Genomic DNA, 11,936 nt, shown 5'->3' with positions numbered 1-11,936 from the left:
CTTCTGACATAACCGTTACGTTCACGTTTTGCATAGGAGGGGAAAACGTTGAAAATTCATATTGTGCAAAAAGGAGACTCCCTTTGGAAAATTTCAAAGAAATACGGAGTCGACTTTCAAGAATTGAAAAAACTAAATTCACAGCTCAGTAATCCTGATTTGATCATGCCGGGTATGAAGATTAAAATTCCATCTAGTGGTGTTCCTGTGAAAACAGATCATCACAAAGCAAAAGAAATGCTAAAAACGAAAGAACATCCGTATGTGAAAGAAAAGCCAAAAGATGTTGTGCAAGTGCAAGATACGAAACCGAAGGAAAAGCCAAATGAACCGGTACCATATGTACCGCCAGTGCCAAAGATCGAGCAGCCAGTTTTTCCGCAAGTCGATGTGAACTATTATCAGACCAATCTCTACCAGCCATTCACGCCTCCTCCCAAAAAAGATCATCATGAGAAAAAAGATCACGTTCATCACAAAAAGGATCACAAGGATCATTTTCATCACGAAAATAAAGACCATAAAGATAACAAGGATCATTTTCATCATGAAAATAAGGAACATAAAGATAACAAGGACCATTTTCATCATGAAAATAAAGGTCATCTAAAAGAAGAAGTAGCGAAGGGGTATGATCCGTTTATTCATATTCCGCATCAAAAAGAGGAGGGAAAAGACATGGAGCATGGCAATTATCCGAACCTTCCTAACTTCCCGCAAATGCCAAATATGGGAGGGGCAGCGGTAGGGGGAGTGGCTGAAAATAACGAGCATCATCATCAGCACCATCATCATGAACCATATGATCCTTATTTTGGTTATGGTCATTACATGCCGGCGATGTATCCATATCCGCAGCAAATGGTGCCGGCATCGCCAATTTTACCGGGATCAGGCCTATGTTATCCAATCCAGCCATATTATCATCATCATATGATGCCATATCCATACCCGGCTCATCCGTATTATCCTGCGTATCAAGCGCCAGCTTACTACGGAGAGAATCATGAGCACCATGCAAACGACGGACATCACTGGCATCACCATATGCATTCAAACGCCAACGCAAATGCCAACGCAAATCAAGGGTTTTATCCAAATGTTTCAAATCCAGCATATGGAAAGGGAGACTGCGGATGCGATGATGGCATGAAGCATCATCAGCCTTGGCCAGGACATGATCCGAATCCTGTTCCTTATGCCCAAATGGGGGCTTATCCAGCTCAGCCTTATATGCAGCCATATCCAGGTCAATCCGTTTTTGCAAGGCCGGAGGAAGAGGAAGAAGATTAATGACAGAAGGAACGATCTCAATCGTTCCTTTTTTTGTTTATAACTGACAGCTTGATTTTTTTCCTAACTGTACATGCTAAAACAGAGCCTGTTTCGCGCTCATGAGATTGAATTTGTACAGGGGGTTTTTCGTTTGAGACAAAAATGGCAAAAAACAATCGCATTAGTGCTTCTTCCTATTGGTTTAACGGCATGTGGTGCAAATAATAACGCAGGTGTCGATACACGTCATAATCAATCAGGCCAGCCGGTTGGTTATCATTCAAATCAACGAGCAGAAGACAACAACCAAGATCATCAAGGACCAGTTTCTGAACTTATGGAGGGAATGAACGGGAGAAATACAACAAATGTTGATTACCGTACACGTCCTCAAGCTGATGATCGAATGCCTCTCACAGGTGGAGATGGACGCTACAGTCATGGAGATATGAACTATCATAACCAAATGTCGTTCTCGGGCTACGATAAACAAGAGAACATCCAGCGTTCAAGAAAAATTGCCAACCGCATCAATAAAATGAATCACGTGGCAGACTCTCAAGTCATGGTGACGGATGAGAATGTGTATATTGCCATTAAATCAGATGGCCGCCTGACGTCAGAAGGCGTATCACAAGTAGAAGAAGCAGCGACTCGTTATGCGGATGGAAGAGCAGTCCAAGTCATAAAAGATGAAGGTGCATTCACACGCTTTAGAGACATGAGAAGAACGCAATTTGAAACAGGCCAAACAGGCATGACCCGATAGTTTGACACAAAAAGGCTAAAGTTCATTACGAACTTTAGCCTTTTCTTAAAAATAAACCTTGATGCCTATATAAAATTCGTAAAAGAAATAACAGCCAAACCCTAGTAATAAAATACCAGCAATAATGGATGTCCACTTGATCATCGTTCGATTCATCACTTTTCTTGTTAAGGATACAAGTGTGAGAAGACCGATGTCATGAAGGAGAATCCCTGCCAAAATACCGCCGGCAGCCAGCATAAATTCAGATGAATCTGTTTTTGTATACGCATCCGCAAGTACAGCACCAAAAACAGAAACCCAGAACACAAGATTTCCAGGAGATACCGCCACGAGCAAGCCGTTTCGATATGTTTTTGCGAATGATTTATTGACCTTTTCTCCTGCTAAATGGATATCTTGATCCGCATTTTTAATGGAATCGTATGCGAGAATCATTAAAAATACAGCTCCGATCAGCCAGAGCGGGATTTGAACAAACGGCAAAGATAAAAACTGAGCAAATCCAGCATATAAAGCCAAAATAAGTAATAAGTCTATGGTCATACCGCCTGCTCCGACAGTTAAACCATGAAAGAATCCGTTTTTGAGTCCCTGTTTTGTCATTTCAACCGTGATTGCTCCAACAGGCAGAGCAATTGAGAATCCTACGACGATAAATGTGAGAAATGTTTGCAATCGACTAGAACTTCCTTTGATTAAATTGTATAAAAATTCTCCGTTTAGATTAATTATACATAATAGGAGGAAAGGATCAATGTTTATTTCAGATTTGATTGAAATGATAGAGATAGATGATGTATGAAGACTGTATATCAACATGATCCATAACGCTTGTAGGGGAAAGGAACTATTTTCCTGAATCTTCTTTTCTTCATGATGTCTCTATGCTACACTGATGTGGAAATCAATAAAAGTGACTAGGGGTGCCCGTAAATGGGCTGAGAGAGAAGCATAAGCTTCTTAACCCTTTGGACCTGATCTGGCTCGTACCAGCGTGGGGAAGTTGAAGATGATGCATGTATCCTATCAATGATATGCATGTTTATTTCTGACGACGAAACCAGGTTCTTTAAATAGAGCCTGGTTTTTTGCTGGTGCTGATTCCATCCTGTCCGTGACAAGAAGAAAAGGAGAGAACAGCAAATGAAGGAAAAGAAAAGTGTCCCATCCAACCAATCATTATTATCCAGCTTTGACGGAAGCCGAAAGGTGTATGAGAAAGGATCAAGGCCCGATATCTTAGTGCCGAAAAGAGAGATTGCGCTCTCACATACTGTGACAGAGGCGGGCGACATAAAAAATGAACCAGTCCGTGTATACGATACGAGTGGACCGTACACTGATGAGAACGTTCATATTGACGTCACAAAAGGATTAAAGCGTCTTAGGGCAGCATGGATTGAAGAAAGAGGAGATACAGAAAGCTATGAAGGGCGTCATGTAAAACCGGAAGATAACGGATATCGTTCAAGGGAGAAGGAGTCCTTCCATTCTGTCCAAACTGATTTTCATCATAAGCCGCTCCGCGCGAAACAAGGAGCGCGCGTGACGCAAATGCATTATGCCAAAAAAGGCATCATTACGCCTGAAATGGAGTTTATCGCAATAAGAGAAGAGCTAAGCCCTGAGTTTGTTAGAGAGGAAGTAGCGAGCGGAAGAGCCGTTATTCCTTCGAATATTAACCATCCAGAAAGTGAACCAATGATTATCGGAAGGAATTTTCATGTCAAAATCAATGCGAATATTGGCAATTCAGCTGTCACGTCATCCATTAATGAAGAGGTAGAAAAGATGACGTGGGCGATCAGATGGGGGGCAGACACAATGATGGATCTGTCTACTGGAAAGGATATTCATACAACGAGAGAATGGATCATTCGGAATTGCCCAGTTCCAGTAGGAACCGTTCCTATTTATCAGGCCCTTGAAAAAGTGAATGGAGTCGCAGAAGATTTGACGTGGGACGTGTACAGAGACACATTAATTGAACAAGCAGAACAAGGTGTAGATTATTTTACAATTCATGCGGGCGTGCTGTTAAGATATATTCCGCTCACAGTTGATCGGGTGACCGGAATTGTTTCAAGAGGCGGGGCAATTATGGCAAGATGGTGTCTTGCTCATCATCAAGAGAATTTCCTCTACACGCACTTCGAAGACATTTGTGAAATTATGAAAACGTATGATATTGCCTTTTCACTTGGAGATGGACTTAGACCAGGTTCGATTGCTGATGCCAATGATAAGGCGCAGTTTGCAGAGCTGGAAACGTTAGGTGAGTTAACAGAGATCGCTTGGAAACATGATGTGCAGGTGATGATTGAAGGACCCGGCCATGTCCCAATGGATAAAATTAAAGAGAATGTGGACAAGCAAATGGACATTTGCAAGGAAGCCCCATTTTATACGTTAGGGCCTCTTACAACAGATATTGCGCCGGGGTATGATCACATTACATCCGCCATCGGTGCGGCCATGATCGGCTGGTACGGAACAGCCATGCTGTGCTATGTAACACCAAAAGAGCATTTAGGTCTGCCGAACAAAGAAGATGTGAGAGAAGGCGTGATCGCCTATAAAATTGCCGCACATGCCGCTGATCTAGCAAAAGGACATCCTGCGGCTCAAAAGCGTGATGATGCTTTATCGAAAGCAAGGTTTGAATTTAGATGGCGGGACCAATTCAACCTGTCACTTGATCCAGAAAGAGCCTTGGCGTTCCATGATGAGACATTGCCTGCCGAAGGCGCTAAAACCGCTCACTTTTGCTCGATGTGCGGACCGAAGTTTTGCAGTATGAAAATTTCTCATGATATCCGCAATCAATCTGAAGAAGTGAAAAGAGAGATGGAAAAGAAGGCGAAGGAGTTTGTCAGTCAGGGAAGTCAAATTTATCAGCCCTAAAAAAGAACCTCGCACGCATGCTGTGCGGGGTTTTATCAAACGGCTGAGAAGGCTTTTCTTAAAAGGTGAACAAATGCCTTTGCTGCATATGCCAGCATGTCCACACTTGGAATGAGAGCATCTGTTAAATGAAAAAAGACTGTTTGTTTTTTGGGAGATGTTCGTTTCTTTTTCTGCTTCATTAAGGGCAGCCTCCTTTTTAATCAATATACTTCTTTGCAGATCTGAGAGATAGATATGTTGTGTGAATTTAAACAAAATTTAAACTTCTTGGGTTTGAATGGAAACAAGGAGGGGAAACGAGTTGAATAGAGAATGAATGAAAAGAGCTGATCTATTTGACCAGCGAACAAGAAGAGTGGAAGGTGATCTTTATGATGAAAGTATTTAAGGTAACATTTCATATGAACAATGGGGAAGTGCTTGATTTCGAGCTCAAACGTCCAGCTACCTATGATGTGTATAAAAAAATTGAAGAAGCCAATCATTGGTTTAAGCTGAATAATGAAATCATTAACCTATTAAACGTCAATAGTATCCATGTAGAAACAGAATAACGCAGAAAGCCGCTCAAAGAGAGCGGCTTTCATTATGCAGAAAAATCATTTCGATTATTAAGCTGCCCGCGGGACAGCCAGTTCTTTTTATACAAATATGCAATGACTTCAAGCCACAGACGCGGTGCTTTTTTAGGGAAAAAAGGTTTTTGGTAATAGGCATAAGCGGCTTTTAAATCATCCCATTGATGACATGCTTTCGTTTGCGTGAATCTGGCAACGTCAATGACCCTGATCCGTCCTTCTTTTGTTAAGATCAAATTGCGCAGATGAATATCAGAAGGATTCAATCCTTTCTCGCGCGCTTCCTCCAGCGCATCATCGACTTGTTCAATCATTTGTTTTTTAATAGGAATTCCTTTTGTAAGGCATTCATAGAATGTGTAGCCTTTAATATATTCCATTAAAATATACTGATCCCCAGACTCATAAATCTCAGGGTAGTAAGACGAACCAGAAAGTTTTTCGTAAATGGCAGCCTCTTTGCGGGCAATATGCTGATAAGAAGGGAAAAAGACTTTTAGTGCCATTTTCTTGCCGTCTTTTTTGTATAAAAAGACATAGGCACTTCTTCCTTTGCCGCACAGTTCAAGCTCTGCCGGTTTATAGGCAAGCTTATGAAAACGTTTCTCTTCATGATATTGAATCGATTCGGCTAATCTTTTGACATCTGACATTGACTTCACCTTCTTTGGTTTCAGTTTATGCGGCTGAAAAACGAATGATGAAAAAACCGTGTCATTCGATAAAGCAATGGATTGTATAAAACATAACATTTACGAATGAAGGATACAACGAAAGACTCTTACCATACATTTGAATGAACGATTTGGTTAATGTTTAGAAAAATGGGTCAAACTACATATGTCATGCATCGATCTCATGTTCTAAAGAGGTGTAAATAGTGAAAGTGAAGATGAAATGTTTCGTTACAGGACTTATCATGACAAGTGTGCTTTTTTTTGCTGCGGATATGGAAGGGAAAGAACACTTGCAAAAGCAGTCAAACTCTATTACCGTCCAGCTTGAAAAAGTCTATCTAGACGGCGATGTGAGTATTGAAAGACACCGGGCATCATTAGAAGACAAAGACACATTCTGGGCGCAGTATAAAGGCTGGACGCTCGTAGAACAAAAAGAGGATTTTGCCCTTTTTAGAAAGCAAATTGATGATATCTCTCCATTAAGTAAAGCAAATGGATATATCGGATTATCAGAGGACGGTGTGATTTCTACGTTTCATGGAAGGCCTGACGGCTGGGCGGAGCCTATTCATCTCTTTTTTCAAATTGATACGTCCCGTTTAGAAAGTCATGTGGAAAAGCAGCTTGAGCAAGGCATTCCTTTTCGAACAAAGGATGAATTTGAGCATGTGCTTGAAGTCATGAAGCCTTATCGAAATGAAGTATCGTTTTAAAGCGTGTAACAGCTTGCTGGTGTGAAGGCCACAAGCTGTTTTTCGTGGTTTCATCATAAAAATGTACTGAGCGAACGTATGTTAACTTTTATTGCGGTTTTCTCTTCGATTTATGTTACAATGAAGAACAGTCAAAGAGGTGAAAACGGTGATAGAGTTTGTAAAAGGGACCATTGATTATGTGTGCCCGCAATATGTTGTCATTGAAAACGGCGGAGTGGGATATCAAGTCTATACCCCAAACCCGTTTATCTATCGAGTAAATAAACAAGAAACGATTTATACGTATCATTACATAAAGGAAGACGCCTTTTCGTTATACGGTTTTCAAACACGAGAAGAAAAAGCGCTGTTCACAAAACTGTTAAATGTCACAGGAATTGGGCCAAAGGGCGCACTCGCCATTCTTGCTTCCGGGGATCCTGGCGCTGTCATTTCAGCGATAGAACGTGAAGATGAAGCGTTCCTGATTAAATTCCCTGGTGTGGGCAAAAAAACAGCACGCCAAATCATTCTGGATCTAAAAGGTAAACTTGCAGATGTGGTGCCAGAAATGATTGGCAACTTATTTAATCACGAGGACCACATTCAGGTCGAAACGCAGCAAACTGCATTAGATGAAGCGCTTGAAGCCTTAAGTGTCCTTGGATACGGTGATCGTGAAATCAAAAAGGTTCTTCCATTATTAAAAGAAGAAAAGAATCTCACAACCGATCAATATGTGAAAAAAGCTTTACAAAAAATGTTGAAATAGGGTGATGTCTCATGGATGAACGGCTCGTCTCAACTGAAGCAGACAACCATGAATCAGCCATTGAGCAAAGTCTGCGGCCACAGACACTTAGCCAATATATCGGTCAGCAAAAAGTAAAGGATAACCTCAGCGTATTTATTGAAGCTGCCCGCATGAGGCAGGAAACGCTTGATCACGTCCTTTTATATGGACCTCCTGGACTTGGGAAAACAACGCTTGCGTCGATCATTGCCAATGAAATGAATGTTCAGCTGCGTACAACGTCAGGACCAGCGATTGAACGTCCTGGTGATTTGGCGGCCATCTTAACATCTCTTGAGCCAGGTGATGTATTGTTTATTGATGAAATTCACCGCTTGCAGCGCTCAATTGAAGAAGTGCTGTACCCAGCAATGGAGGACTTTTGTTTAGATATTGTCATTGGAAAAGGAGATACAGCACGCTCTGTACGGCTTGATTTACCGCCATTTACGCTTGTAGGTGCAACAACCCGTGTCGGGCTGTTAACAGCGCCGCTTCGTGATAGGTTTGGGGTACATGCAAGATTGGAATACTATGAACAAAGAGATTTGGCTCACATTGTGGCAAGAACAGCCGAGCTGTTTGAGATTGGGATCGATATTCGCTCTGCTGAAGAGATTGCGAGACGTTCCCGGGGAACACCGAGGGTTGCCAATCGTTTGCTCAGAAGAGTAAGAGATTTTGCGCAGGTGCTTGGGAATCATGCCATTACGCAGGATATTGCGGAAGATGCCCTAGAGCGTCTTCAAGTCGACAGGCTTGGCCTTGATCATATAGACCATAAGCTGCTTTTAAGTATGATCGAAAAATTTAGAGGCGGTCCTGTTGGGCTTGATACGATCTCAGCGACAATTGGAGAAGAATCACATACGATTGAAGATGTGTACGAACCGTACTTACTGCAAATTGGTTTCCTGCAAAGAACACCAAGAGGGCGGGTCGTCACAAGAGAAGCGTATGAACATTTTCAAATGGAGGTTCCGATTCGTGACTGAATTCCCTAAAATATTAATGATTTTAGGTGGTGTCCTTTTTGCCGCAGGATTAGTATTTCAATTGGTTGGTAAGCTTCCAGGTGATATTTTTGTGAAAAAAGGAAATGTAACGTTCTTTTTTCCTGTCATTACATGCATTGTCATTAGCATCGTACTAACCATATTACTTAATATCTTTGGACGGATGAAATAACGTTAACTAGTTAACTACAGAATAGGTGAAGGAAATGAAGCTAGAACTATTTGATTTTGATTTACCAGAAAGATTGATTGCACAAGTGCCGCTTGAAAAAAGAGATGCATCAAGACTGATGGTCTTAAACAAACAAACGGGTGCGATTACACATGATACATTCTCACAAATCATCAATTATTTTCAAAAGGGTGATTGTCTCGTTCTAAACAATACGCGCGTTCTGCCTGCACGTCTGTTTGGTATGAAAGAGGATACAGGTGCCAAAGTAGAGCTGCTTCTATTGAAACAAGAAGAGGGAGACAACTGGGAAACACTTGTCAAACCAGCCAAACGGGTGAAAAAAGGGACGGTTATCACGTTTGGTGATGGACGGCTCAAAGCAGTATGCACAGAGGAAATGGAACATGGCGGAAGAAAAGTCGAGTTTCAATATACAGGCATTTTTTATGAAGTGCTTGAATCCCTTGGTGAAATGCCGCTGCCTCCATATATTAAAGAGCAGCTTGACGACCGTGAACGCTATCAAACCGTTTATTCAAAAGAGATTGGCTCCGCTGCTGCGCCAACTGCCGGTCTCCACTTTACAACCGAGCTGCTGGATGCGCTGAAAGCGAAAGGTGTACACATTGCTTTCATTACGCTGCACGTAGGGCTTGGCACATTTCGTCCGGTAAGTGCAGAACGTATTGAAGAACATGAAATGCACGCAGAGTTTTATGAAATGAATGAAGAAACAGCTGATGAGCTTAACCGCATTCGCAAGGAAGGCGGGCGGATTATTTCAGTCGGCACAACGTCAACAAGAACGCTTGAAACCATTGCAAGTGCACATGATGGTGAGTTCAAAGCCTCAAGCGGCTGGACGTCGATCTTTATTTACCCTGGCTACACATTCAAGGCAATTGACGGCATGATCACGAATTTCCATCTGCCAAAATCTTCGTTAATTATGCTTGTCAGCGCATTAGCTGGACGAGAGCACGTACTTAAAGCGTACAATGAGGCTGTTAAAGAGGAATACCGATTCTTCAGCTTTGGCGATGCCATGCTGATTCAATAACATCATACAACAAAGACAGGAGGGCTCATTTTTGTCGCAATTACCGATACGTTATGAGTTCATTAAATCATGTAAACAGACAGGTGCACGTCTTGGCCGCGTTCATACACCGCACGGCTCCTTTGAAACACCTGTATTTATGCCAGTAGGTACACTGGCTACAGTCAAAACAATGGCGCCTGAAGAATTAAAGGCTATGGATGCAGGCATCATCTTAAGCAATACGTACCACCTATGGCTCCGTCCAGGTCACGATATCGTAAAGGAAGCAGGCGGTCTGCACAAATTTATGAACTGGGATCGAGCAATCCTAACAGATTCAGGCGGATTCCAAGTTTTTTCATTGAGTGAATTTAGAAAAATTGAAGAAGAAGGCGTTCACTTCCGTAATCATTTAAACGGAGACAAGCTGTTCCTATCTCCTGAAAAAGCTATGGACATCCAAAATGCACTTGGCTCTGATATTATGATGGCATTTGATGAATGCCCGCCGTATCCTGCAGAGTACGATTATATGAAACGTTCTGTGGAGCGGACAAGCAGATGGGCAGAGCGCTGTCTAACAGCGCACCAGCGTCCTGAGGATCAAGGGCTGTTTGGAATTGTCCAAGGCGGAGAATACGAAGAGCTTCGAAAACAAAGTGCAAAAGACCTTGTTTCACTTGATTTCCCAGGTTACGCCATCGGAGGCTTATCTGTAGGGGAACCAAAAGATGTGATGAATCGTGTACTAGAGTTCACAACACCATTTTTACCGGCAGACAAGCCTAGGTACCTAATGGGTGTCGGCTCACCAGACTCCTTAATTGACGGCGCCATTCGCGGTGTAGATATGTTTGACTGCGTACTGCCGACGCGAATTGCAAGAAACGGCACCTTGATGACAAGTGAAGGCCGTCTTGTTGTGAAAAATGCAAAATATGAGCGTGACTTTAGACCAATCGATGAAAACTGTGACTGCTATACATGTAAAAACTATACACGTGCCTATATTAGACATCTCATCAGAACAAATGAAACGTTCGGAATTCGATTAACAACTTATCATAATCTTCATTTTCTGTTAAAATTAATGGAGCAAGTGAGAGAAGCTATCCGTGAGGATCGTTTAGGTGATTTTAAAGAAGAGTTTTTTGAGCGTTACGGCTTTAACAAACCGAATGCGAAAAACTTTTAACGCATAAACGAAAGGCTTTACAATGCTTTAGAAAGGGGTGAAATAGAATGGATGGTGGTATGGGTTCAATCATTATGATTGTTGTCATGTTTGCTGTGCTTTACTTCTTGTTAATCCGTCCACAGCAAAAGCAACAGAAAGCTGTGCGTCAGATGCAGCAATCTTTATCAAAAGGCGATAAAATCGTCACAATCGGTGGTTTACACGGTGAAATCGACTCAATTGATGAATCAAAAGTGGTCATCAAAACAAGCGAAAACAACCGTTTAACTTTCGATCGTCGTGCTATTAGAGAATTAGCTGACAAAGGCTAATCCTCTGATACATAGCCATAAAAAAAGAGCGATATAACCGCTCTTTTTTTATTTGCCTCGAAGATTGACGCCAATCATTCCCCCCAGCATACAAATGCCTAAAAATGCTCCATGATAGATAAACTGCTCTGGTGAAAACGTTTTTCCAAATCCCAAATATTGAAATAGAAATACAGTGAGGGAAAAAATGATAGACGTGACCGCACCAATCAGCCAGCCACGCTCCTTTGCTTTCCCTCCAGAAATGATGCCTCCTAATAAAAGGGCAGCAAAGGACAAAATCATAATCATCCATTTAAATGATGTTTCCTGCATACTTGTGAATGTAAGCATGAGCGACACAAGTAAACTTGTGACAACCATCACGACAAAAATGGCAATTAAGCCGGATAAAATGCCTTTTCCAATATGTTTCGTTTCCTGCATGTAGATTCGTCTCCTCTCCAATTGAACGAAGCTTGTCTTTTACTAAAATGTATTCACAGTGAAGAAAA

Annotated in this window: 15 protein-coding genes and 1 riboswitch; of the genes, 11 read left to right on the top strand and 4 right to left on the bottom strand. The window is 41.8% G+C overall.

Features of this window, described 5'->3' with window-relative positions; translation table 11 throughout:
• Window positions 1-48 precede the first annotated feature (48 nt).
• Window positions 49-1,293, top strand: a complete 1,245-nt coding sequence (gene safA, locus NSS65_RS12810; protein ID WP_326134829.1) for a SafA/ExsA family spore coat assembly protein — start codon at window positions 49-51, stop codon at window positions 1,291-1,293.
• A gap of 133 nt (window positions 1,294-1,426) precedes the next feature.
• On the top strand, window positions 1,427-2,044 hold the full coding sequence (locus tag NSS65_RS12805; protein ID WP_024423149.1) for a YhcN/YlaJ family sporulation lipoprotein: 618 nt from the start codon (window positions 1,427-1,429) through the stop codon (window positions 2,042-2,044).
• 45 nt (window positions 2,045-2,089) lie between these two features.
• Here NSS65_RS12805 and NSS65_RS12800 read toward each other — a convergent pair whose 3' ends face one another.
• A complete protein-coding gene (locus tag NSS65_RS12800; protein WP_024423148.1) occupies window positions 2,090-2,722 on the bottom strand; it encodes a LysE family transporter in 633 nt (210 codons plus the stop codon).
• Between the two features lie 234 nt (window positions 2,723-2,956).
• Window positions 2,957-3,065: riboswitch (TPP riboswitch) on the top strand.
• Window positions 3,066-3,190: 125 nt separating this feature from the next.
• Between NSS65_RS12800 and thiC the strand changes: the two genes are divergently transcribed.
• Window positions 3,191-4,951, top strand: a complete 1,761-nt coding sequence (gene thiC / locus NSS65_RS12795) for a phosphomethylpyrimidine synthase ThiC (protein WP_034622399.1) — start codon at window positions 3,191-3,193, stop codon at window positions 4,949-4,951.
• A gap of 35 nt (window positions 4,952-4,986) precedes the next feature.
• On the opposite strand, the gene NSS65_RS12790 is transcribed toward thiC, so the two are convergent.
• Complete coding sequence (locus NSS65_RS12790; protein WP_170825865.1) at window positions 4,987-5,133, bottom strand: hypothetical protein; 147 nt, start codon at window positions 5,131-5,133, stop codon at window positions 4,987-4,989.
• Between the two features lie 192 nt (window positions 5,134-5,325).
• Here NSS65_RS12790 and NSS65_RS12785 point away from each other — a divergent pair, with 192 nt between their 5' ends.
• Window positions 5,326-5,508 carry a hypothetical protein gene (locus tag NSS65_RS12785; RefSeq protein WP_008342761.1) on the top strand — a complete coding sequence of 61 codons (183 nt, stop codon included), beginning with the start codon at window positions 5,326-5,328 and terminating at the stop codon, window positions 5,506-5,508.
• 32 nt (window positions 5,509-5,540) lie between these two features.
• On the opposite strand, the gene NSS65_RS12780 is transcribed toward NSS65_RS12785, so the two are convergent.
• Window positions 5,541-6,185, bottom strand: coding sequence for a serine/threonine protein kinase (locus NSS65_RS12780; RefSeq protein WP_034279877.1), 645 nt, complete (start codon window positions 6,183-6,185; stop codon window positions 5,541-5,543).
• A gap of 239 nt (window positions 6,186-6,424) precedes the next feature.
• Here NSS65_RS12780 and NSS65_RS12775 point away from each other — a divergent pair, with 239 nt between their 5' ends.
• The 7 genes from NSS65_RS12775 to yajC all read left to right on the top strand — a co-directional run bounded on the left by NSS65_RS12775 (window position 6,425) and on the right by yajC (window position 11,442).
• Window positions 6,425-6,925: an intercompartmental signaling factor BofC gene (locus tag NSS65_RS12775; protein WP_046312308.1), complete on the top strand. Its 501-nt coding sequence runs from the start codon at window positions 6,425-6,427 to the stop codon at window positions 6,923-6,925.
• A 148-nt stretch (window positions 6,926-7,073) separates the two neighbouring features.
• The gene (gene ruvA, locus NSS65_RS12770) at window positions 7,074-7,679 is read left to right on the top strand and encodes a Holliday junction branch migration protein RuvA (protein WP_024423144.1); all 606 of its coding nucleotides are present in this window, start codon (window positions 7,074-7,076) and stop codon (window positions 7,677-7,679) included.
• Between the two features lie 11 nt (window positions 7,680-7,690).
• Window positions 7,691-8,695, top strand: coding sequence for a Holliday junction branch migration DNA helicase RuvB (ruvB, locus tag NSS65_RS12765; protein WP_024423143.1), 1,005 nt, complete (start codon window positions 7,691-7,693; stop codon window positions 8,693-8,695).
• A complete protein-coding gene (locus NSS65_RS12760) occupies window positions 8,688-8,888 on the top strand; it encodes a DUF2905 domain-containing protein (protein WP_012010741.1) in 201 nt (66 codons plus the stop codon). Before ruvB ends, NSS65_RS12760 begins: the two co-directional genes overlap by 8 nt.
• A 34-nt stretch (window positions 8,889-8,922) precedes the next feature.
• Window positions 8,923-9,951 carry a tRNA preQ1(34) S-adenosylmethionine ribosyltransferase-isomerase QueA gene (queA, locus tag NSS65_RS12755; protein ID WP_070326445.1) on the top strand — a complete coding sequence of 343 codons (1,029 nt, stop codon included), beginning with the start codon at window positions 8,923-8,925 and terminating at the stop codon, window positions 9,949-9,951.
• A gap of 31 nt (window positions 9,952-9,982) precedes the next feature.
• Window positions 9,983-11,128, top strand: a complete 1,146-nt coding sequence (gene tgt / locus NSS65_RS12750; protein ID WP_024423141.1) for a tRNA guanosine(34) transglycosylase Tgt — start codon at window positions 9,983-9,985, stop codon at window positions 11,126-11,128.
• A 47-nt stretch (window positions 11,129-11,175) separates the two neighbouring features.
• Window positions 11,176-11,442 (top strand): preprotein translocase subunit YajC, encoded by a 267-nt coding sequence (gene yajC, locus NSS65_RS12745; RefSeq protein ID WP_008360993.1) that lies wholly within the window; start codon window positions 11,176-11,178, stop codon window positions 11,440-11,442.
• A 48-nt stretch (window positions 11,443-11,490) separates the two neighbouring features.
• On the opposite strand, the gene NSS65_RS12740 is transcribed toward yajC, so the two are convergent.
• Entirely contained in the window at window positions 11,491-11,868 is a 378-nt protein-coding gene (locus NSS65_RS12740) for a TIGR04086 family membrane protein (RefSeq protein WP_034279887.1), read from the bottom strand.
• Window positions 11,869-11,936 lie beyond the last annotated feature (68 nt).

Source organism: Bacillus sp. FSL K6-1006 (genome assembly GCF_038593175.1).
Classification (GTDB): Bacteria; Bacillota; Bacilli; order Bacillales; family Bacillaceae; genus Bacillus; species Bacillus safensis.
This window is presented reverse-complemented; position numbering and strand designations above follow the sequence as displayed.